Raw genomic sequence first — 24522 nt, 5'->3', positions numbered from 1 at the left:
GGCGGTGGCGTCGGCGGTCGGCGCGGCGGCGGCCGCGGCCGAGGTCCCCGGCGCGGGCGTCCTGGACCCGGACCGCGCGCGGGCGCTCGCCGCCGCGGTCGAGGTGCGCGGCTAACGGACGACGAGGGTCAAGCGCTTGCCACCGGGCGTGATCGTCCAGCGGTACACGCCGCGGCGCAGCGTGACCGTCCACAGCCGTGAGCCCGTGGTGCGGGCGCTCGAGCTGCGGGTCACGCCCGGACCGGCGAGCTTGAGGCCGTGGCGCTTGGAGCGATCGCTGATCTCGAGCCGATACGGCCCGGGCGCGAGCTGCTTCGGCGCCGTGAGGCGTCCGGACGCGGTCAGCCGGACGGCGATCCGCTTCGGCGCGGCGGGCCGTGGCGCGGGCGTGGGCGTCGGCGTGGCGGTCGTCACCGGTTGCGGCATGGGGGTGGCGACGGGAACGCTCCACGCACACGGGCAGCGCAACGACTCGCACGCCCAGCCGTCGTTGTCGCCGTCGAGCCCGTCCGGGTCGCCCGGGTGCGCGTTCATCCAGGCCTGCGCCGCGGCCTGGGTCGAGAAGTCGTCGCAGTCGCGGTCGCCGGTGTAGGGCAGCGGGTCGGTCGTGGCGCTCGCGAACGTGATCGCCACGAGCGCGCTCAGCGAGCGGTTGCCGGCGGCGTCGACCGCGGCCACGCCGATCACGTTCGTCCCGGCCGTGGTGAGCGTCACCGACGTGGTGAACGCGCCCGCCGGGTCGGCGGTGATCGTGCCCACCGGCGTGCCGTTGCGGTCGACGGCGAGGCTCACGCCCGACTCCGCCGTGCCGGTCACGGTGACGGTCGCCGCGGTGACGCGCGTCCCATTGTCGGGAGCGGTGATGCGCGGCATCGGCGGCGGACGCGTGTCGACCTCGAACGCATGCTGCGCGACGTCGGAGCGGTTGCCGGCGGTGTCGGTGGCGCGCACCTGGAGCAGGTAGTTGGTGTCGGTGAGCCAGGGGGACTGCAGCGGGGAAGCGCAGGCGAACCAGTCGCCCCCGGCGAGCCGGCAGTCGAAGCGCGCGGGCTCGGACGCGCTGAACGCGATCGCGAGGCGCGAGGGCTGGTTCGTCAGCGTCGGCGCGTCGGCGGCGAAGCTGACGACGGGTGCGGTCGCGTCGACCGTCCACTGCGCGCGCTCGGGCGACTGGTCGACGACGGTGCCGGCGGCCACGGCGCGCACGTGAAGCTGGTGCTGGCCGTCGGCGAGCGCGGACCGTGTGAGCGGGCTCGTGCACGCGGCCCACGGCTCGTCGTCGAGCGCGCACTCGAAGCCGCTGACCTCGTCCGGGCTGGAGAACGCGAACGTGGCCGTGCGTTCGGTCATCAACGCCTCCGGCCGGGCCTCCAGGACGGTCTCGGGCGGGCCGGACACGCGACTCCACGTCCAGGCGGCGGGCGTCGGGTCGACGTTGCCGAGCGCGTCGGCCGCACGCGCCTCGAAGCGGTGGTCGCCCGTCGCGACGGCGGTGACGGTCGGCGCCGCGGTGCACGACGTCCAGGCGGCGTTGTCGAGCCGGCACTCGAAGGCCGCGCCGGGCTCCGAGGCGGAGAGCGTGAACGTGGCGCTCGACTGGGCCGCGGCGGAGGGAGGACCGGTGAGGATCGTCGTGTCCGGCGGCGTGGTGTCGATCGTCCACACGTACGTGGCGGGCGTCTCGTCGGGGTTCCCGGCGGCGTCGCGCGCGGTCACCGTGAAGCTGTGCCCGCCCTCGCCGAGCTCGCTCAGCGTGTAGGGCGATGCGCAGGCAACGGCGGCGGTCGCATCCAGCCGGCACTCGTACGTGGCTCCGGCCTCCGACGCGAACGCGAACGTCGCGGTCGTCTCGCGCGTGGAGACCGGCGGGGCGGACGTGATCGAGGTCTGCGGCGCGGTCCGGTCGCGCGTCCAGCTGCGCGTGGCGGGCGTGGGATCGACGTTCCCCAGCGCGTCGATCGCGCGCACGGCGAAGCGGTGCACGCCCTCGCCGGTCGCGACCCAGCGGATCGGGTCGGGGCAGCGATTCCAGGTCTCGCTGTCGAGCCGACACTCGTACCGGGTGTACGCGCTCGGCTTGGAGCTCGCGAGCTCGATCGTGCCGTCGCCGTCGCGCGTCACGGGCCCTGGCCCGGAGACGATCGTGGTGTCCGGCGGCTCGAGGTCGGCCGCGGGCGTGAGCGGCGCCGGCGCGGTCCGCTGCGGCGTCGCCAGGAGGGCGGGGTCCGGCGTGGCGCCGTCCCACCAGTTGTCCGGCGCGGGCAGCGTCCGCGGATTCCACGGGTCGCGCTGCTCGACGCGCCAGGGCGTGGTCGTGTTGGCCGTGAAGCCGTTGTCGCGAGCGGTGAACTCCCCGGTGGAGAAGATGTTCGTCCACAAGCCGATCTCGTTGGCCGCGAACGTGTTGCCGACGATCTGCCAGGGCCGCGTGTTGAAGTAGCTCTCGGTGATGGCCGCGCCGATCGCGTTGCGCTGGAAGCGGTTCCCGGTCAGCCACACACCGGGCAGCGGGTTGCCGGTGAGGCGAACGCCGTAGTAGTTGCTCACGAAGGTGCTGCGCTCGACGATGACCGCGGGCATCGCGCTCGCCCCGGAGTCCGCGCCGATGCCCGCGCCGCCGCTGTTCGCGGGCCGCTCGGAGCCGTCGAACCGCGAGTCCTCGACGCGCAGCGTCCGTCCGTACGGGTTGTACGCGTTCGCGCTGCTGTAGATCCCGTAGTCGGCGTACCCGGAGAACACTCCGTGCCGGACCGTCAGGCTCCCGCCGTCGGTCGTGATCCCGGAGTCGCCGCCGATCACCCGGACGTGCTCGAGCACGGTGCCGGGAGAGCCCTGCAGCCGCACGGTGTTGAAGCGGACCGGCTCGAACGTGATCGGCTCGGCCGTAGTCCCGCCGGCGATCAGCCGCCCGCGGACGTTGAGCCCGCCACTCGGAAACCGCATCGTCACGCCCGGGCCGAGCGTGAGCGTCACGTCGCTGGGCACGATCACGTCGCCGGTCACGATGTACGGGCTGCCGGCCGCGGTCCACTGCTCGTCGAAGACCAGCGTGCCACTGACCTCCGTCTGCGCGTACGCGGACGTGGCGAGACACGCGAACACGACGATGAGGAGGCTCAGCAACCGGCGCACGGCGGGTGATTCTGGTGCGCGCGGGAGCTGGTCCCGCCACCCGAACGGCTAGGGACGTACACCGTTCGATCGCCGCGTTGCCCGCACCGGCGGTTGTGGAGGTCCCACGCGACCACTGTGTGGGTAACCGCCCCCGGCTCTCATCTTGGCTCCGGGAAGGTTCCTGGCACTCCCCAGGAACTGCAACGAAGGTACGGACGCCACCTTGAAGATCTTCTCCCGCGCGAGCGTGTTGCTCGCCGCTGGGTTCGCGCTGCTCGCGAGCCCGGCCTATGCCGCTCCCGCGCGGCCTGACCTGTCGGTCGCCAAGCTGCGGGCCGACGCGGGCTCCGCGACGGTCACGGTCACGAACGCCGGGCGCGCGAAGGCGAAGGCCTCGCAGGTCGCGCTGACGCTGTCCAAGGACGGGAAGGCGAGCAAGGACGACCGTGCGCTCACGAGCGCGTCGGTCAAGGCGCTCACCGGCAAGAAGAGCGCCGCCGCGACCGTGAAGCTGACGGTGCCCGCGGGCACGTACCGGGTGATCGCGTGCGCGGACCCGAAGAACAAGGTCCGCGAGAGCAACGAGAAGAACAACTGCCGTGCATCGGGTGAGATCACGGTGCGCGCCAACCCGCAACCCGGGCCGCCGCAGCCGGGTCCGCAGCCCCAGCCCGCGCCGGGTCCGGGCCCGCAGCCCACGGCGGTGCCGACGGCGAGCGCGACGGCGACCGCCACCGCCACGGCGACCGTCACCGCCACCGCGACGGCCACGGCCACGGCGACGGCGACCGCCACGGCGACCGTGGCCCCGACGGTCACGGCCACGCCGACGCCCGACTTCCCCGAGCCGCCGCTCGCGCCGGCGCAGGACCCGGCCGCCGTCGCGCCCGCCCCGGAGCCGACCGAGCCGACCACCGTCGCCGACGGCACCGAGTTCCTCTACACCGGCGCCAACCCGATCCAGAAGGAGGTCGAGCCGGGCACGATCGAGGGCCAGCAGGTCGCGGTCATCCGCGGCAAGGTCCTCAAGGCCGACGGCACGCCGATGAAGGGCGCGCGCGTCACCGTGCTCGACCACTTCGAGTTCGGCTACACGTCCACGCGCGAGGACGGCGGCTACGACCTCGCGGTCAACGGCGGCGCGGACCTCACGCTCACGTTCGAGCAGGACGGCTTCATGAGCGTCCAGCGCACGGAGCCGATCCCGTGGCAGGACTACGTGGACATCGCCGACGTGGTGATGACCCCGTACGACAACAAGGTCACGGAGATCGACGAGAACGCGACCACGCTCCAGGTCGCCACCTCCAAGACCACGCCGCAAGACGACAGCGACCCGCGCCAGGCCACGCTCATGTTCGAGCCGGGCACGGACGCGACGATGGAGCTCCCGAACGGCGAGACCAAGCCGCTCGGCGACCTCGAGGTCCGCGCGACCGAGTACACGGTCGGCGCGAACGGTGAAGAGCGCATGCCGGGTGAGCTGCCGGACACCTCCGCCTACACCTACGCGGTCGAGTTCAGCGTCGACGACGCCGTCGAGGCGGGCGCGACCGACGTCAAGTTCACCAAGCCCGTCACCACCTACGTCGACAACTTCCTCGGCTTCGAGGCCGGCACGATCGTGCCGAGCGCCTACTACGACGAGGCCAAGGGCGCGTGGGTGCCGTCCAAGAACGGCCTCGTGATCAAGATCGTGTCGGAGTCGAACGGTCGCGCGAATGTCGACACGAACGGCGACGGCACCGCCGACAACACGGGCATCGACGACGCCGAGCGCACCAAGCTCGCGCAGCAGTACGACGCCGGCAAGTCGCTGTGGCGCGTCGAGGTCGAGCACTTCACGCCGTGGGACTACAACTGGCCGTACGGCTGCCGCGCCGACTGCGACGCCCCGGACGAGGAGCCGCCGCCCCCGCCGTACTGCCCCGAGTGCGAGGCCGCCGGCTCGATCATCGGCGTCTTCAACCAGACGCTCGGCGAGACGCTGTCCGTCCCCGGCACGCCGTTCGACCTCTACTACAACTCGGCCCGCGTCCCCGGCTACAAGGAGGCGTACCGGCTCGACGTCCCGCTCACGGGCAACACGATCAAGAGCGCCCTCAAGCGCATCGAGCTCGAGGTGACCGTCGCCGGTCGCGAGTTCCGCCAGACGTTCGCGCCCAAGGCCAACCTGAGCCACACGTTCGAGTGGGACGGCAAGGACGCTTACGGCCGCACCGTCGAGGGTGCGCAGAACGCCGAGGTTCGGATCGGCTACGTCTACGCCGGCGAGTACCTGGAGGCCGCCGAGTTCGAAGCCTCCTTCGGCCAGTTCGGCGGCGCGCCGGTCACCCGCAACGAGAGCGGCGCCGACGAGGAGTCCCGCCGCGAGATCATCGCCTGGCAGGAGTGGGAGCGCCCCGTCGGCGTGCTCGGCGCCGGCAGCGACGCGCTCGGCGGCTGGACGCTGGACGTCCACCACGCGTACGACCCGCAGGCCCGCACGCTCTACAAGGGCGACGGCTCGAAGGTCACGACCGAGGCGATCCGCCCGGAGCTGGACACCGCGGTCGGCGTCAGCGACGGCCGCGTCGACCCGACCAAGCCCTCGACGATGTTCCCGCTGCAGACCGCGCGCGGCACCGACGCCGGCGCCGACGGCTCGATCTACGTCGCCGAGACCGCCGCCGACCGCGTGCTGAAGGTGACCAAGGAGGGCCAGGTCGAGATCGTCGCCGACGATGAGGACGGGCTCACCGCGCCGCGCGACGTCGCGGTCGCCGACGACGGCACCCTCTACATCTCCGACACCGGCAACGCCCGCATCCTGAAGATCGACCCGCTCGGCAACGTCTCCACGTTCGCGGGCGGCGGCGACCCCGACACGCTCGGCGACGGCGGCCCGGCCACCGGCGCGAGCCTGCGCAACCCGCGCGGCCTGGCGCTCGCCGCCGACGGCACGCTGTACATCACCGAGACCGGCCGCAACCGCGTGCGCCGCGTCGCGCCGGACGGTCGCATCAACACGATCGCGACCGAGCTGAACCTGCCGAACGACGTCGCCGTCGACGCCGAGGGCTCGGTCTACGTCGCCGACGCGCTCAACGAGCGCGTGGTGAAGATCACCGCCCAGGGCGAGGTGACGACGCTCGCCGCGGACATCGGCCAGGCGTACGGCGTCGACGTCGCCGACGACGGCACCGTCTACGTCTCCGACCGCATCCATCACCTCGTGCGCCGGATCGCGAAGGACGGCACGGTCTCCATCTACGCCGGCACCGGCCGCAGCGGCGAGGCGGGCGACGGCAACGCGCCCCAGCAGGCGCAGCTCACGTTCCCGGAGGACGTGACGGTCGCGCCGGACCAGTCGGTGCAGATCGCCGACACCGGCAACGCGCGCATCCGCCGCGCCTCGCCGGGCCTGCCCGGCTTCGTCGACGCCGACTTCTCGCTCCCGAGCCAGGACGGCACCGCGGTGTTCCTGTTCGATCGCAACGGCCGCCACCTGAAGACCGTGGATGCGCTGACCGGCCTCGTGAAGCTGACGTTCGGCTACGACGCCGACGGCCGGCTCATCACGGTCACGGACGGGGACGGCAACGTCGTCACGATCGAGCGCGACGCCGCCGGCAACGCGACGGGCATCGTCGCGCCCGGCAACCTGCGCACGGGCCTCACGATCCGCGCCGACGGCATGCTCGGCGAGCTCAAGAACGCCGAGAACGAGGCGCACACGCTCGACTACTTCCCGGGCGGCCTGCTGAAGACGTTCAAGGACCCGCTCGGCCACGACGCGCACTTCACCTACGAGGCGGCGACCGGTCGCCTGAAGACCGACGAGGACAAGAGCGGCTCGGTCGTGACGCTCACGCGTGAGCAGACCGCGACCGGCTACCGCATCAAGCGCACGTCGGACATGGGCAAGCTCACGACGTTCGAGGCCGAGCAGCTGCCCGGCGGCGGCACGCGCTCGACGACCACCGACCCGAGCGGCGCGAAGTCCGTGATGGAGTACGGCGCCGACGGCGTCACGCGCGTCACCCAGCCCGACGGCACCGTGGCCACGAGCACGCTCGCGGGCGACCCGCGCTGGGGCATGCGCGCGCCGTACACGGCTCGCACGACGGTGACCACGCCCGACGGGCGCACGACGGTCACCACCAACGACCGCACGGTCGACCTCAAGCAGCCGGCGAACCCGTTCAGCGTCGAGACGCTCAGCGACGAGACGACCATCAACGGCAAGACGTCGCGGCGCGAGTACGTGGGGGAGACCCGCACGCTCACGAGCACGTCATCGGAGGGCCGCGAGGTCTCGACGGCCTATGACGCCAAGGGCCGCCCGACCACGCACACCTACGGTGGCGGCGTCGCGCCGCGCACCCTGCAGTGGGACGCGAAGGGCCGCCTGACCAAGGTCGTCCAGGGCGGCCGCGGGATCACCTACACGTACGACGCCAACCGCCCGCAGCGGCTGCTCACGCGCACCGACGGGGAGAACCACACCGTCACCTACGGCTACGACGCCGTCGAGCGCGTGACCTCGGTCAAGCTCCCGAGCAACGCCACCTACGGCTTCACCTACGACGACGTCGGCAACCGCACGGGGCTGACGATGCCCAACGGCAAGGTGCACACGTACGGCTTCGCGCCGACCGCGAACCTGACGTCGTACACGGCGCCGGGCGTGGCCGCGCAGACGCGCACCTACGACGACGACCACTACCCGCTCACCACGACGCTGCCGGGCCGCGCGACGATCAGCTACGCCCGCAAGACCGACGGCCGCCTGACCGGTGTGGGCGAGGCGACGTTCGGCTACACCGACGCGTCCACGCGCATCACGTCGGCCACGCGCGGCACGAAGACCGACGTGTTCGGCTTCGACGGCGTGCTCCGGACCACGGCGGGCGAGTTCTCGTACGGCTACACGAGCGCCATGCAGCTCGCGTCGATCCACCTCGCCGGCACGAGCCCGCTCGCGCTGACGCACGACGACGACGGCATGCTCACCGGCTACGGCCCGTTCACCTACGAGCGCAACGGCCCGCTGGGCGACGTCACCAAGATCACCGACGACGCCCTCGCCGTCGCGCAGAGCTTCGACGACGGCGGCGCGGTCAAGACCCGCACCGTCTCCGTCAAGGGAACGAAGCGCTACGAGAACACGGTCACGCGCGACAAGTCCAACCGCATCACCAAGCGGGTCGAGACCGTCAACGGCACGACCAAGACCTACGACTACGAGTACTTCCCGGACGGCGAGCTCAAGAGCGTGAAGGACGGCGCGACCGTGCTCGAGGCCTACACCTACGACGCCAACGGCAACCGCGCCGGCCGCACCTACGCCGACGACGACCGCATGACGGGCACGCACGTCTACGACGCGGCGGGCTTCCTCGTCAGCCGCGGCGCGGACACGTTCACCTACGCGAGCACGGGCGAGCTGAAGTCGGCGACCGTCGGCGGCACGACCGTCGCGTACGAGTACGACGCGTCGCGCCGGCTCGTCGCTCGCGTGCAGGGCGCCGCGCGGACGGAGTTCCTCTACGGCGATCCGTCGCGTCCGTTCCAGGTCACGGCGAGCCGTGTGGGCAGCGAGCTCACGCAGTACTTCTACGACCGCAACGACGTGCTGTTCGCGCTCCAGCGCGGCGGTGCGCGCTACTACGTCGGCGCCGACCAGGCCGGCACGCCGCGCGTGATCACCGACGCCGCCGGCGCGGTCGTGAAGACGTACGCGACCAACGCGTTCGGCGTGCGCAACAAGGCCGCCGAGACCGGCACGTTCGAGCTGCCGCTCGGGTTCGCCGGCGGCATCGAAGATCCGGTCACCGGGCTCGTGCGCTTCGGCCTGCGCGACTACGAGCCGGCCACGGGGCGCTTCACGGCCAAGGACCCGATCCTGCACGAGGGCGGCATGAACCTGTTCGTGTACGCCGGCAACGACCCGGTCAGCCGGCGCGACGCGACCGGCATGGACGAGGGCGGCGGCGCCACGGGTGACTTCAGCGGCGAGGCGCCGAGCGCCGGCGACCGCATCGTGGGCCAGTTCAACAAGCTCGTCGACTGGATCAAGAGCGAGGACGGCCGCGACGCGATCGAGACGGTCTCCGAGCTCCCGCTCGAGGACAACCCGATCGTCGACACGGCCGGCAAGCTCAACGACGGCCTGGAGGCGATCGACACGGCCGTGGAGGTCGCCGAGGGCGCGATGGAGATCTACGAGGGCGAGCAGAAGGAGTCGCTGCCCGAGCAGGCCGTGGCCTGGCTCAAGTGCGGGCTGAAGGTCATCGACAAGGTGCTGCCCGTGAACCTCACCCCGACCGAGGCGGTCGAGGAGACGTTCGAACGCGGCCTCGACCACGCGCGCGAGCAACGTGACACCGGAACCATCAACCGCGGCGCGCAACGCCAGCTGCGCGAATTGGGAATGTGAAGATGAAGCGACGGATCGCACTGCTCACCGCGGCCTTCTTGGCCGCCGGTGGAGGCACGGCCATGGCGGCCGACATCACCTACACGGGCCCGAACGGCGCCTGGACGACGGCGTCGAGCTGGTCGGGCGGAAGCGTCCCGGGCAGCGGTGACACGGCCATCATCCCCAACGGCAAGCAGGTGACGCTCGACACGGCGGCGACCGTGGCGCGGCTCGACCTCGCCGGCACGCTGCTCGGCGCGGGCGAGCTGACCATGGGCTCCGGCACGTGGTCGGGCGGCACGATGGGCGGCTCCGGCACCACGCGGGTGACCGGCACGCTCACGCACACGGCGAACACGGCCCTCGAGGGCACGCGCACGCTGGTGATCGCGGGCACGCTCGACATGGTCGGCGCAGGCCGCTACATCAACCGCGGCTCCGGCACGCCGCTCGTGCGCAACACGGGCACGATCAAGCGCGGCGTCGCGGGCACGGTCGAGATCTACACGGCCGTGGAGAACGACGGCACGATCCAGGGCGTCGAGCTCGAGGCCGGCGGCAGCGGCTCCACCGGCACGTTCGACGGCGTCAACCTGCACTCGGGCACGTTCGAGCTCGAGAACGGCGCGAAGCTCACGAACACGACGCTGGACGGCGGCACGGTCAACGTGACCGGCACCGTCACGGCCTCGGGCGCGATGTCCGCGGGCGCGGTCGGCGGGGCGGGCACCTTCCACGTCAACGGCCCGCTGGAGTGGTCGGGTGGATCGATGGGCGGCACGGGCACCACGCGCGTGACGTCGACCATGACCCACACGGCGAACACGTCGCTCACCGACACGCGCACGCTGCAGGTCGAAGGCACGCTCGACATGGCCGGTGACGGCCGCTACATCAACCGGTCCGGCACGCCGTTGATCAAGAACACCGGGACGATCAAGCGCACCGCCGCGACGGGCAACGTCGAGCTGTACCCGGCCGTTGAGAACGACGGGTCGATCCAGGGTGTCGAGCTCGAGGGCGGCGGCAGCGGCTCGACGGGCGAGTTCGTCGGCGGGCAGCTGCACGGCGGGACGTTCGAGCTGGAGAACGGCGCGAAGCTCACCGGCGTGGCCCTGAACGGCGGCACCGTCAACGCCACCGGCACGGTCACGGGCAGCGGCGCGACGACGATGTCCGCGAGCACGCTCGGCGGCACGGGCACGTTCGTGTTCGGCGGCACCTTCGCGTGGTCGGGCGGCACGATGACCGGCGCCGGCATCACGCGCATCACCGGCACGATGACCCACAGCGCCAGCACCTCGCTGGCCGCGGGCCGCGTGCTGGCGGTCGAGGGCACGCTCGACATGGCCGGCGACGGCCGCGCGATCAACGGCTCCGGCGGCGCGGCCATCCACGTCACCGGCACCTTCAAGCGCACCGGCACCGGCGCGAACGCGACGACGGCGGCGGTCGACAACGACGGCCTCGTCAAGGACATCGAGCTGGGCGGCGGCGGCAAGGACACCTCGACCGGCGAGTTCTCCGGCGGCAACCTGAAGGCCGGGACGATCGAGCTCGGCACGGGCGCCAAGCTCACGGGCGACACGCTGATCTCCGGCGCGACCGTCAACGGGCCCGTCACGGTCGTCGCGGCGCGCATGACGGGCGGCACGCTCGGCGGCACGCCCGACATCACCGGCACGCTGGAGTGGACCGGCGGCAAGATGGCGGGCGTCGGCACGACGAAGGTCGCCACCGGCGCGACGCTGATCCTCAACGGCATCGCCTCGCTGACCACGGGCCGCGTGCTCGAGAACCGCGGGCTGATCGACGTCCGCGGCACGGCGACGATCTTCGACGACTTCGACGCTCCGGCCGAGCGGATCGAGAACCTCGGCACGCTCCGCAAGACCGCGGGCACGAGCTCGACGATCGGCGCGCCGCTGCACAACGTCGGCACCGTCGACGGCAAGGTCGGCGAGCTGCGGCTGGAGACCGGCACGACCGAGCCCGACACGGGCACGTTCACCGGCACCGACGCGACCAACCGCGTCGTGTTCGTCGGGGCACGCACGTTCACCGGGGCGGTCGCGCTGCCGGGGACGGTCGAGATCGCCGACAACGTGACGGTGAAGGCGGGCGACACGCTGACGCTCGCGGGCACCGCGGTCCACCGCGCCGGCGCGCTCACCGGCAACCTGACCGTGACCGGCCGGCTGACGTGGGACGGCGGCCGCCAGAACGGTCCCGGCACGACGACCGTGACGCCCGCCGGGCGGATCGTGATCACGCCGACGGCCGCGTTCGGCTGCGGCTCGGGCTCGATGGACGACGGCCGCGTGCTCGTCAACCAGGGCCTGCTGCGGCTCGAGAAGGGCGCCGACCTCGGCACGTTCGAGGACACGCGCATCACCAACAGCGGCCGCATCGAGCTGGACACGCCGAACGACGACTCGTGCGGCTCCTCGTCGGGCATCCACGGCGACGCGGTCCTGCTCAACACGGGCACGGTCGCCAAGACCGGCGGCACGAGCCCGTCGCACCTGCGGCTCGTCGTCGACAACGACGGCACGATCAACGGGCCGCTGGAGCTCGAGAGCGCGGAGACCGTCACGCACACCGGCGCGTTCAAGGACATCACGCTCGGCGAGGGCGTCCTCGTGGTCGACACGGGCGCGACGCTGACCGGCACGACGGAGGTCGCGGACGGCGAGCTGCGCGTCCTGCGTCCCGTGACTGTGGCGTCTTTGAAGCAGACCGGCGGGCTGATCACCGGCACCGGCGCGCTGACCGTCACCGGCCAGCTCACGTGGTCCGACGGCGACCAGGTCGGGCCTGGCGCGACCGTCATCGCCGCGGGCGCGACCGCGCTCGTGAACGACAACGTCCACCTCGACGGCGACCGAGAGCTGCGCAACGCCGGCACGCTGACCGTCGACGACGCGATCGTGTTCATGGAGCGCGGCGCCTCGATCCGCAACACGGGCACGTTCGTGCTCGACGGCGCGGCGCAGCTCGACGACTCCGCGTTCCAGTACGGCTACGGCGAGGCGGGCCTGGTGCACAACACCGGCACGCTGCGCAAGACCGGTACGGGCAGCGCGGTCGGCGAGGCGACGCTCGACAACGACGGCGTGATCGAAATCCTCGACGGCCGGCTCGAGCTGCCGGAGCTCCTGAACTGGAGCGGCCCGCTGTTCGGCGGCGCCGGCACGCTCGCGGGCGGCACGTTCGTCGTCGGCAACGGCGCGGCGCTGCTGCTGCCGGGCTCCGTGAAGGCCAACGCCGCGCGGCTCGTGCTCAACGCGGGCTCGCAGGTGCTCTACAACGAGTTCACGGGCAGCGGCATCGAGGCGAAGGACGGCCTGACGGCGCTCCTGCGCAACGCGGCCGGCGGCACGCTCGAGCTCGCCGGCGGGCGCTCGGTGACCGTGGCGGGCACGTTCGCCAACCAGGGCGTGCTCGCGCTCGGCGCGGGCTCGACGCTCAACGCCGGCGGCTTCACCCAGGCCGCCGGCGCGGTCCTGCGCCCGACGGTCACGGCGGCCTCCTCCGGCCGCGTGTCCGTGACCGGCAGCGCGCAGCTCGGCGGTCGCCTCGACGTCGTCGCGCCGGCGCCGGTCAACGGGGACGTCCCCGTGGTGACCGGCGTCGTCGCCGGGACGTTCGCCGCAGTCACGGGCGCCTACGTCCCGACCTACGCGGCGGGCGGCGTGACCGTGCGCCGCGCCGGCGGGGAGGGGCCGAAGACGGCCGCGGTCGTCGAGGCGCCCGCGCCCACGGCCGCCCTGGCGACGCCGGCGTTCGTGGCGCCCGCCAAGACGCCGGCCGCCACCAAGCCGGCGGTCAAGAGCAAGCCGAAGGCGACCAAGAAGAAGCCGGCGTCCAAGCGCAAGCCGAAGGCCAAGGCCAAGCGGGCGCGCCGCTAGTCCCTCGCCGGCCCGACCCGGCGTGTTGACACGTGTCACCACGCCGGGTTAGGCTCGCCCCGCTCACACGCCCTTCATGGGTGGGGTACGGGGTTCGTCCAGAGCGAGGAGAGAGATGTCAATGAGGGACTTGGGCCGCCGGCGTGCGCCGGGGGCACTGCTGGTCGCACTGGCCGGGTCGGCGGCGCTGGCGTCGCCGGCGCTGGCGCAGGACACGGCTCCGCCGGTCAGCACGGCGACCTTCGCGGCGCCGCAGAACGGCAATGGCAGCTGGCGGTTGACGGCGCCGCAGACGTTGCGGCTCGCGGCGACGGACGACGTCGCCGTGGCCAAGCTGCAGTACTCGCTCGACGGTGGGGCGAACTACATCGACGCCCCGGTGATCGCCGGCCCGTCGGTGACGGCGAACGTCCCGTTCACGGAGGAGACCAACGTCACGCTCCGCTACCGGGCGGTGGACAGCGCCGGCAACGTGTCGCGCGGCGCGACGACGAACACGACCTTGAACCAGGCCGCGGCGGCGGGCGCGACCGCCGTGCGGCTCGCGAGCACGGCCGGGCGTGGCCCCGGCGACTCGCTCCTGATCGACACCGGCGCGGGCCAGGAGACCGTGACCATCGCGACGATCGTCACGCCCGCGCCGCCTTCACCCGCGCCGAACGTGACGCTGACGACGCCGCTGGCCAACGCGCACGCGGCGAACGCCGCCGTCGCCGGCACGGCGTTCTACAGCACGGTCGCCGTGCAGATCGACACCAAGGCGCCCGGCGCCATCTGGGGCACGCAGCCGACGACGCTCGGGGCCGCCGCGGCGGCGGGGGACACCGGCGTCCGGCTCGCGAGCACCGCCGGCCGTGCCGTCGGTGACACGCTGCAGCTCGACCAAGGGGCGGGCGCCGAGACGGTCAAGATCGCGAGCCTCGTCACGCCCGCGCCCGCGACCGGCCCGAACGTCACGCTGGCGGGTGCGCTGACCAAGCCGCACCTGTCCGGATCGGCGGTCTTCCTGCCCTCGATCGTCGACGGCAAGATCCTCCAGTCGCAGACGCTGACGCCGCTGCGCACCGACCCGCGCCTGCGCGACGCGAGCGACACGGTCGCCAACGGCGCGGGCGGCGCGGCGATCCGCCGGATGGAGCTCGACGGCCAGTTCATCGTTCCCAAGACGGTCGCGCTCAACCGCCTCACGGCCGGCAAGCACACGCACGCCGTGTCCGTGCAGGACGCGGCCGGCAACGTGGCCAAGTACACGAACACCTTCACGGTCACGACCTCGTTCGCCGACCTGGCGACCGTGATCGACCAGCTCGCCGACAACGCGCTGCGGACCACGCTCAACGGCGCGACCGCGGTCGGCGGGACCGGCCTGCGGCTGCAGACGCCGTTCGGCGTCCGGGCCGGCCAGACGCTCGTCGTCGACTCCGGGGACAGCCAGGAGACGGTGACGATCGCCAAGGTCCTCGTGCCGCCGCCGCGGGTCAACACGACCGTCAGCGCGGCGGCCGCCGCGGGTGACACGCGGATCAGCCTCGCGAGCTACACGCAGAACGGCGCGACCGGCACGCAGGCGGCAACCAGCAACGGGCCGGTGATCGGCGAGCCGATCGTCATCGGGACGGGCTCGAGCCAGGAGCTCGTGACCGTCAAGCGGCACCTCGCGCCGCCGCTCGTGGAGCTCAGCGCGCCGCTGAAGAACAGCCACGCGGCCGGCACCGCGACGTCGCTCGTGAACGTCATCCTGTCCGCGCCGCTGACGAAGACGCACGCGACCGGCGTGGCCATCGCGCAGCCGCGGCCGATCGTCGCCGCCGCCAAGGCGACGCAGCTCAAGGGCCTGCTCGCCGACGCCAAGGCCAAGGCCGACGCGAGTGACACGCCGGGTGCGATCGCGGCCCTGCAGTCGTTCGTCACGGCCGCCGGCAGCGAGGCCGTGCTGACGAGCTCCGGCCAGGCGCTCATCGCGCAGGTGAGCGGCACGCCGGTCGACACGACCGGCACCGGGGTGACCGTCGGCGCCGCCGACCCGGGCGCCCAGGCGCTGCGCGTCTTCAACAACCCGATCCCGTTCCGGGCGAACCCGAACGCGACCTACAAGATCCTGATCAGCGGCCGCGCGGGCGGCTTCCGCCACCAGTCGATCGTCGACTACGAGTGGATGATCCAGCAGCTCGGCGAGCAGCACGGCTTCGACGTCGAGATCTGGGACCCGAACATCGCCGCCAGCCCCGGCCGTCAGGCCCCGGCGGGCGTCTCGCTGCCGACGAGCCCGTTCATGGATCTGGACACGCTCAAGCAGTACAAGACGATCGTCATGAACTCGACCGTCGGCATCAACGGGACGGCGACGCTCAACGCGACCGAGTTCGCGAACCTGCAGGCCTACATCCGCCAGGGCGGCGGCATCGTCCCGATCCACGGCGGCACCGACTCGATGCAGAACGTGCCGTGGTACATGGACCTGATCGGCGCCGGCTTCACCAGCCACGGCTCCAACGCCGGCGGCATCCTGATCGACACCGAGGCCGGCGGCCACGTGGAGCTCGTCAACGCCGACCCGGCGCACCAGGCGACGCAGAAGATCCCGAACCGGTTCTTCACGGTCGAGGAGCTCTACAACACCAACCGCGACCCGGTGGACCTCGGCATCGTGCACCCGCTCGTGTACGAGAACGAGGACTCGCTCGTCGGCCAGATCGGGTACAGCACCGGCGCGCTGCACAACACGGACCGGCACGGGATGGTCTGGTGCCGCAACTTCGAGGGCGGCCGCTCCTTCAGCTCCACCCTCGGCCACAACTGGCAGTTCGCGACCGACGAGTGGTTCCGCGACATGATCCTCAACGCGATCCAGTGGACCTCCGGCAAGGAGTACGCGAACTGCGTCACGTTCAACGAGGTCCGTGACCTGCTCGCGGCGGCCTCCTCCGGAGGCAACGTGACGGCCGCGGCGAACATCGCGCTCAGCGCCGCGCTGGAGAGCGCGGACACCGCCTACCGGGCCGGCGACGACGCCGGTGCGGCCGCGCACGCGAAGACGTTCGTGGCTCAGGCCAAGCGTGTCGCCAACGCCGGCGCCGACGGCGGCAAGGCGCTGCTCGAGCTGCAGTCCAAGGGCGTCGAGCTCGTGAACTGGATGAGCGGCGACGGCGCGGCCCCGCCGACCCCGACGCTGCAGTCCGAGCCGGTCCAGGGCGGCGTGGGCGGCACGGTGCCCGCCACGTTGTCGCTGTCCCTGGGCGCGCCGGCCACGTTCGGCGCCTTCACGCCGGGCGTGGACAAGGACTACGCGGCGACCACCACCGCCGACGTGATCAGCACCGCCGGCAACGCGGCGCTCTCGGTCAGTGATCCCGGCCACCTCAGCAACGGCGCGTTCTCGCTGCCCGAGCCGCTGCGCGTGGCGTTCAGCAAGTCGGCCTGGACCGCGCCGACCTCCAACGAGCGCGTGACCGTCACGTTCAACCAGCTCGTCAAGCGCACCGACGCGCTGCGCACCGGCAGCTACAGCAGGACGGTGACGTTCACGTTGTCGACGACGGCGCCGTAGCCGTCGGCTGAGACCCGCGCCGCCGCACCCGTGCGGCGGCGCGACTCAGCACGCGTGTCGATCAGGTCCTCAGGTCGAGGCGCCGGACACGGATGAACTCGAAGCCGCCCTTGGTGGTGCCGTTGAGGGTGGCGTCGACGCCCGTGATGCCCGAGGTGGGCGTGGGCACCGTGAGCTTGCGGGTCGTGCGTCCAGGCGCGACCACCAGGTTCCGGACGCTGCTCTGGAACAGCGACGGCTTGCCCTGCGCGACGAGGTTCAGATCGAGGATCGGCAGCCGGGACAGCGCGACCGAGACATCCTCGCTGTCGGGCTTGAGCCTGGTCTTGAGGGCCTTGAGCGCCGCCGCGTGCTTCTTGAGCAGCGCGTCGACCGAGGTCCGGGGCACCAGTGCCCGGCCGGTGAGGTCGAGGGTCTTCGCGAGCCCGTTCCCGACCAGCCTGGCGTTGAGTGTCTGCTGCTTGCCCGCCGTGATCCGGCGGGGTGGCACGAGCCGCAGGCCGAGCGGGGAGTCGGCGGTCACTCCGAACGTGTAGAGATGCGTGCCGGGCCGATCGGTCTTGTCGGCCGTCACGCGAAGCTCCCAGACCCCGGGCTCGGGCCGCTCGATGCGGATCATGCTGTAGCTCGAGCCCGCGATCGACTGGTGGAGCACGGTGCTGGGCGTGATCACGTTCAGGCTTGGTGAGACCAGACGCATGGCCACGGGGTGCGCGGTGTCGTGCCAGGACACCAGGAACACGACCGAGGTGACCGTGTCGTCGACCGGGATCGGGTGCACGGCTTCGAACGGCGTCTTCGCCGCCAGCATCGCTTCGGCGAGTGCCGGATCGGCCGTCACCAGGTGGGCGAGCTCCGGCGCCGCGTTCCCGTTGGTCCGGGGGAGCACGGCCAGGTTGATCCCCGGCTGTCCGATCGGCCCGATGCCACTCACCGATCCCGAGCCCGCGGCGATGACCTCCTCGCCGCCGACCAGTGCCTGCAGGTGCACGTAGATCTCGTGCAGCTTCCCGATCTCCGCCGCGCTGTGTATCGCCTGGAACACTCCCCCGCGCGCCGCCGCGATCGCCTGCAGCAGCACCTCGTCACTCGCGACGCCGAGCGACACGGTGTAGATCTTGGTCGTCGCCGGAACGCCCGGTAGCGCATCCGTGAAGTCGGGACCCGTGTACCAGGCCGGGGGTGAGTTGGTGAGGCCGCCGCCGACCCACGGCGGCGTGTTCTCGTGGCCGTCGCTCAACAGGACGATCGCCTGTGGGTGGCTCGGGTCCCCGCCCGCGGCGAGGTCCTGGACACCCTGCTGGAGGCCGGCCCCGATCGAGGTCGCCCCCGCTGGGTTGATGGTGTCGATCGCGGTCTTGGTCGCGACCTGGCCGGCGAGGCTGGTGACCGTGGCCACTGGGCTCACGGTCGCCGCCGTGTGGTCGAACTGCACGACCCCCGTTCGGTCATTGATGCGCAGGACGTCGACGAGCTGCTTGGCGCGCTCGCGGGCCGGCACCATGAACGAGTAGAAGCCCATGCTGCCGCTGTGGTCGATGACCTGCGCAACGTCGACCGGCCGTGGGGAGAAGCCGACGCCGTTGATGACGGCGAGCGCGAAGTCCTGGCGGAGGGCGGGCGCGTGCTCGGGAATGCCGAACGCGACGTTCACGCCGTGCACCTGGATCGTGTACACACCAGGGACAGGGGCGGGGACGTGCACTCGCTGGACGTTGTTGCGCGGGTTCGGGAACGCGGTGACGTCGCCGTCGATCGCGGGCGTGCCGCCCGGAGGCAGCACCCGCAGGTACAGGCGGTTCTGCAGGCCCTTGCCTGGGAAGTCCGACCAGGTCAAAGTCACGCGCAGGGGCTGGAGGGGGTCCGCCACCTGGACCGAGAACTCGCGGACGTCTCCCGTGGCCACCGCGAGGTCGACGTCGTCGCTGTAGGCCTGCTGTCCGGTCGGCGCGGGCGTGAGGACCGCCTGCAGGTTCAGCCAGCCGAAGCCGTGTGCGTTGCTCGGCGCCGTCGACATAGCCGGGGGCACCTTGGCAGCGTTGATGATGAACGCCTTCATGAGCGCGGCGGAGGGGTTCTCGATGCCTCGCCGCTCTCGCAGGTACTGCCGCAGCACGGCGACGGCGCCGCTCGTGATCGGTGTGGCCATGCTGGTGCCGGACTCGTACACGTAGTTGTCCGTCGCCAGCGGGCCAGCGCCCGCGGGCGGCCCGGGCGTGTTCTGGTTCCAGGTGCCGAAGAAGCGGCCCCCGGGAAGTCCGCGCCCGACCGCCTCGGTGTGGTCGAAGAGACCGTCGGCGTCGTCGGGGTAGAGGCCGCCGATGGCTTCCGGCGGGAGCCCATCCGGGCCGACGTCGGCAATGCTGACCGTCGACCGGCAAGAGAGGATGAACGTGCCGGGCGCGACGATGTCCGGCTTGATCCGCGAGTCGCCGTTGTCGTTGACCGGGCCGCGGCTCGAGAAGTCGGCGATGTCGTCCGCGTTGTCGGCCTGCAAGCCGAAGCCGGCCCACTGGAGCGGGAAGTTCGTGGGCGGGGTCGCGGGGTTGCCATCCACGTCCTGCAGGTTCGGGTCGATCGTGATGATCGCGGGCAGCGGGCGGACGCTCTCGGATGCACCGACCGTGAGGCAGTTCTTCGCCGTTCCGGGCGGCGTCACAGTCGACGCGCTGTCGCCCGCGTTCCCGGCCGAGATGATGACCAGCAGGTCGCGGTGGTCCCACACGAACTCGTCGACGTCCTGCGACAGCGCGGTGTACCGGCCGAGGTTGATGCTGTCGCCCCAGCTGTCCGAGTGGATCCGCGCGCCGTCCGTGTAGGCGTCGTCGAACACCCCGACGCCGAGGTCGAGCGGCACGACCAGTCCCGGGCCACTGTCCGGGCCCATCGAGAGCACGGTCAGCCGCGCCGCCGGCGCCATTCCGCGGATCGTGCCGTTCGAGTTGGCCCCGTCCCCGGCGATGCTGCCGCAGACGTGCGTGCCGTGGTTGTTGAGGTCGGCGCCATCGGCGACGCCGAACGCGGCGGCCTTGGCCACCGTGGCGCGCACGTTCAGCACACGTCCGTTGAAGTCGGGCATGATCGTCCCGGGCTCGCCGGTGTCGAGTCCACTGTCGGCCACACCGACGATCTCGCCGGTGCCGTCGAGCGCGAGCGTCGTCGCGACCGGCTCGACGCCCGTGAGCGTCCGTGCGACGTTGTTCTGCGTGCGGATGTCGGGCTCGAGCTCGACGTTCAGCACGCCATCGAGCGCAGCGACGTCCGCGATCCTGTCGGCCGTGGTCTGCACAACCATCCGTCGGGCCGAGTGGGCCGTGACCTCACCGATCGAAGCCGCGGCCTCTTGGGTGGCCTCCGGCTGGTAGTTGGCGTCGACGGTGACGAGCAGGCTGACTGGAGGCGAGGTCGCGGCTGCGCTGGTCGCGGTGCGGAGAACCTGCCGCGCGGCTGGGGCCAAGGTCGCGTCCAGCTTCTCGAACGGCTGGACCGCGGCGGCCGAGTCGATGAAGGCCAGGCCCTGCAGGTCACCGAGCGAGGCATCGGTGGTGCCCCGGATTCGGTAGGCGCCGTCGGGAAGTCGGCTCACGACGCGAAGCCCGAGCTCCGTGAGTTGGGTCGAGTGAGTCTCTTCCAGCGGCCCGTTGGTGACGACGCGAGCGTCAAGGAGATCCATCACGGCTCCTTCGGGTTGTGGATTCCGTGACTGTTGCATCGATCATCAGCGGCGACCGGGCGCCACCGTTACTGGCCGGCGAACCGCATATCCAGGCGAATGACCGGTTTTCTAGGGTGTCATGATGGTGACATTAAGTCAGGGTTCCTCTAGCGCCACGGCCGGCAGCGCTCTCAGCACATCCAGCTGATCCGGGCGTAGGCCTTGGGCACGCCCGTGATCCGGCCTTCGATGCACTGGTAGACGCGCCGGTCGCCCTCGAGCTTGCGCGTGCGCACGACGACGCGCACCTTGCCGCGCTCACGGTGGCCCTCGGCGCAGCTCGGCTCGCAGATCAGGACGCTCGCGTTGCCGCGGGCGATCGCGCGCGACTGGCCCCAGTGGATCCAGCGCAGGCCGGTCAGGTCGACGTCGCGGAAGTTGAGCTTCTTCGGCTTCTGCGCGAGCTTGCTGGAGAGCGGGTCGCGGACGTAGGACTTCTCGGCAGCCTGGGCGGCGACGGGAGCGGACAGGGCGGCGACGGCAAGGGCGGCAACGACGGTACGGCGCATCCGGGAAGGGTCGCACGCGCCGACCTTCACCGCGTCGGGTCCGCGCACGGACACCCGGCTCTATACACGACTCCTCCTTTGCTCATAGGCTCCTCATCGCTGGGAGCAGGTATGAGCCGGCGGTCGGTCAGAGGGGACAGACGGCCACCGGAAATGCAGGGATAGGAGGGAACCCTTGCAGTTCATCGTTCGAGGACCGGTACCGGTCCTTGTGGCGGCGCTTGCCCTTGGGGCCGCTGCCGCACCCGCGTTGGCCGCATCGACGGAGGACATCGCTCGCGAGCACGTGAGCAAGCACGCCGGCCGCTTCGGCGTGTCGGCCGCCGACGTGGCGCAGCTCACGCTGCAGAACAGCTACAAGACCTCGGCCACCGGGGTCACCCACGTCAGCCTCGTGCAGCGGCACGCGGGCTATGACGTGTTCGACAGCCAGGTGACGGTCAACGTCGGACGCGACGGACGGGTCGTGTTCGCCGGTGGCAGCCTGGTGAAGGACCTGCAGGCCGGCGCGACGTCGGCCTCGCTCGACGCCGCCGACGCGGTCGAGGCCGCGGCGAGCGCGCTCGGGCTCGAGGACCCGTCGGGGCTGAGGGTCACGCAGGGCAGCAAGGCGCGCGAGGCGACGGTCAGCGGCGGCGGCATCTCGGCCTCGCCGATCCCGGCCAAGCTCGGCTGGCAGCCGTCCGCCGACGGCCGGCTGAAGCTCGCGTGGCGGATGGAGATCGACGCCGCCTCCGAGTCGCAGCGGTGGAACGCCACCGTCGACGCGAACACCGGGTCGCTGCTCGACGCCGAGGACCTCGTCATCCACGACGACGTCCACGACACGGGCGCGGCGCTGGCGCGCGAGACCACGATCAGCAAGAACTTCGCGCCGCCCGTGTTCGTCCTGAAGACGCAGGCGCCGGTCAACGACGGTTCCAGCTACAACGTCTTCCCGTGGCCGTCGGAGAGCCCGAACGACTCCGACCGCGCGCTCGTCACGAACATGGCGGACAGCCTCGCCTCGCCGTTCGGCTGGCACGACGAGAACGGCGCGGCCGGCCCGGAGTACACGATCACGCGCGGCAACAACGCCCACGCGTTCATGGACCAGGACGCCAACAACGTCCCGGACCCGAACAGCAGCCCGGACGGGGGCGCGGCGCTCAAGTTCGACTTCCCGATCGACTTCTCCGAGCACGCGCAGACGTACCGTGACGCGGCGACGACGAACCTGTTCTACGCGAACAACATGATCCACGACCTCGCGTACCGCTACGGGTTCGACGAGGCGTCGGGCAACTTCCAGACCAACAACTACGGTCGCGGCGGCACGGGCACCGACTACGTGCGCGCCGAGGCGGCCGACGGCAACGGCACCAACAACGCCAACTTCAACCCGCCGACCAACGACGGCGGCCAGCCGCGGATGCAGATGTACCTGTGGCCGGGCAACCAGGTCGGCGCGCAGAACCTCGTGTCGGTCGACGGCGGCGCGACGCTCAACGCGACGTGGGCGCGCTTCGGGCCCGCGATCACCAACGCCGGCCTCACCGGCGCGTTCGTGTACGGCGGGACCGGCTGCGAGGCCGCGCTGTACCCGGCGGAGCGTCCGACGGGCAACTGGATCGCGGTCGTCGACGGCGGCATCGTCGCGCCGCTGTGCAGCTACCTGCAGCGCGTGCAGGTCGCCGAGGCGCTCGGCGCCAAGGCGGTCGTGGTCGCGCACAACGCGACGGGCGCCGCGCCGGTCATCAGCGGCACGCTGACCGACCCGGCGACGACGATCCCGTCGGTCGGCCTCACGCAGGCCGACGGCACCGCGCTCAAGGCCGCGATCGCCGCCGGCCCGAAGACGGGTGCGATCAAGAAGAACCCGGCGCACACCGGCATCCGGGACGGTGACCTGGAGAACGGGATCATCATCCACGAGTACGGCCATGGCATCTCGAGCCGGCTCACCGGCGGCGTCGGCAACAGCTGCCTCGGCGGCAACGAGCAGGCGGGCGAGGGCTGGAGCGACTACCTCGCGCTGACCTTCACGATGGACCCGACGGTCGACGACCCGGACAAGGGCCGCGGCATGGGTCCGTACGCGCTGTTCCAGCCCAACCGCGGCGGCGCCGGCATCCGCCCGCGGCCGTACTCGCGCAACATGGAGATCCAGCCGTTCACGTACGACTCGATCAAGACTGGCGGCTGGCTCGCCGGCGCTTCGCTCGCCCTCCCGCACGGCCTCGGCCACGGCTGGGCGGCGGTGCTGTGGGACCTCAACTGGGACCTGATCGACAAGTACGGCTACAACCGCGAGCTCTACCAGGCGTGGAACACGGGCGGCAACAACCGTGCGCTCCAGTACGTGATGGACGGCCTGAAGCTGCAGGGCTGCAACCCGGGTCTGGTCGTCGCGGCCAAGGCGATCGTCGCCGCGTCCGAGGTCCGCAACAACGGCCCGGCCGACACGTGCACGATCTGGGCGGCGTTCGCCCGTCGCGGCCTCGGCTACAGCGCCGTCCAGGGCACCACCGGCCGCAACGACAACAGCGAGGCGTTCGACACCGCCCCGAGCTGCCTGCGCGGCTTCGAGAACGTGCCACCCGGACCCGAGATCACCACGGTCGTGTCGGGCACGGAGGTACCGCTGAAGTTCAAGGTCGACGCGGGGCTCAGTGGCCTCGACATCGCGACCAAGAACAACCCGTACTCGCGGCAGATCGACTGCACGACGCGGGCGACGGTCACGCCCGGCCAGGTCGCGATCACCCCGCGTCCGGTGCCGGTGGCGGCCGTGACGAAGGCCGGCAAGGCGCTCTCGGTGGACGCGAACGGCGTCTACACGTACCCGTGGCAGACGACCACCGCGTGGGGCGACAGCTGCCGCGAGTTCGTGTTCACGACGAAGACGGGCGTGCAGCACCGCGCCTACTTCAAGTTCCTCGCGGCCACGCACGTCGAGGCGCCGGTCGGCGGCTCGGTGCCGGCGACGCTGTCGGTTGTCCTGGGCGCGCCGGCGACGTTCCCGGCGTTCGTCCCGGGCGTCGCGCGGGAGTACACGGCCGCGACGAAGGCGACCGTGATCTCCACGGCCGGTGACGCGACGCTGTCGGTCTCGAACCTCGGGAACCTGGCCAACGGCGCGTTCACCCTGCCGGAGCCGCTGCAGGCCTCGCTGTCGAAGTCGGCGTGGAGCGCCCCGGTGTCCAACGAGGACGTGGACCTCACGTTCAAGCAGCTCATCAAGGCCAACGACGCGCTGCGCACCGGCACCTACAGCAAGACGGTCACGGTGACGTTGTCGACGACGACGCCGTAACGCGATGACACTTCGCGCGGTCCCGGGC

Annotated in this window: 7 protein-coding genes; 4 read left to right on the top strand and 3 right to left on the bottom strand. The window is 71.7% G+C overall.

Annotated features, from left to right (window positions below):
• Positions 1–111: 111 nt before the first annotated feature.
• A complete protein-coding gene (locus tag OJ997_RS18145) occupies positions 112–3132 on the bottom strand; it encodes an Ig-like domain-containing protein (protein ID WP_270026602.1) in 3021 nt (1006 codons plus the stop codon).
• 205 nt (positions 3133–3337) lie between these two features.
• Between OJ997_RS18145 and OJ997_RS18140 the strand changes: the two genes are divergently transcribed.
• The 3 genes from OJ997_RS18140 (at position 3338) to OJ997_RS18130 (ending at position 16975) form a co-directional block, all read left to right on the top strand.
• A complete protein-coding gene (locus OJ997_RS18140; protein ID WP_270026601.1) occupies positions 3338–9535 on the top strand; it encodes an NHL domain-containing protein in 6198 nt (2065 codons plus the stop codon).
• A 2-nt stretch (positions 9536–9537) separates the two neighbouring features.
• Positions 9538–13428 (top strand): beta strand repeat-containing protein, encoded by a 3891-nt coding sequence (locus tag OJ997_RS18135; RefSeq protein ID WP_270026600.1) that lies wholly within the window; start codon positions 9538–9540, stop codon positions 13426–13428.
• A gap of 121 nt (positions 13429–13549) precedes the next feature.
• A complete protein-coding gene (locus OJ997_RS18130; protein WP_270026599.1) occupies positions 13550–16975 on the top strand; it encodes a ThuA domain-containing protein in 3426 nt (1141 codons plus the stop codon).
• Between the two features lie 61 nt (positions 16976–17036).
• On the opposite strand, the gene OJ997_RS18125 is transcribed toward OJ997_RS18130, so the two are convergent.
• Positions 17037–20561, bottom strand: coding sequence for a S8 family serine peptidase (locus tag OJ997_RS18125; protein ID WP_270026598.1), 3525 nt, complete (start codon positions 20559–20561; stop codon positions 17037–17039).
• Between the two features lie 260 nt (positions 20562–20821).
• Positions 20822–21199 carry a hypothetical protein gene (locus OJ997_RS18120; RefSeq protein ID WP_270026597.1) on the bottom strand — a complete coding sequence of 126 codons (378 nt, stop codon included), beginning with the start codon at positions 21197–21199 and terminating at the stop codon, positions 20822–20824.
• A 250-nt stretch (positions 21200–21449) separates the two neighbouring features.
• On the opposite strand from OJ997_RS18120, the gene OJ997_RS18115 reads away from it, so the two are divergent.
• Positions 21450–24494 carry a M36 family metallopeptidase gene (locus OJ997_RS18115; RefSeq protein ID WP_270026596.1) on the top strand — a complete coding sequence of 1015 codons (3045 nt, stop codon included), beginning with the start codon at positions 21450–21452 and terminating at the stop codon, positions 24492–24494.
• The last annotated feature ends 28 nt before the right edge of the window (positions 24495–24522 follow it).

Source organism: Solirubrobacter phytolaccae (assembly GCF_027587195.1).
In the GTDB taxonomy this organism is placed as follows: Bacteria; Actinomycetota; Thermoleophilia; order Solirubrobacterales; family Solirubrobacteraceae; genus Solirubrobacter; species Solirubrobacter phytolaccae.
Note: the sequence above shows the minus strand (reverse complement) of the source record. Positions and strands in the feature narration are given on the sequence as shown.

Coding starts and splice junctions, on each gene's coding strand:
- OJ997_RS18135 (WP_270026600.1), top strand. CDS start 9,538: ATGAAGCGACGGATCGCACTGCTCACCGCGGCCTTCTTGGCCGCCGGT.
- OJ997_RS18130 (WP_270026599.1), top strand. CDS start 13,550: ATGAGGGACTTGGGCCGCCGGCGTGCGCCGGGGGCACTGCTGGTCGCA.
- OJ997_RS18120 (WP_270026597.1), bottom strand. CDS start 21,199: ATGCGCCGTACCGTCGTTGCCGCCCTTGCCGTCGCCGCCCTGTCCGCT.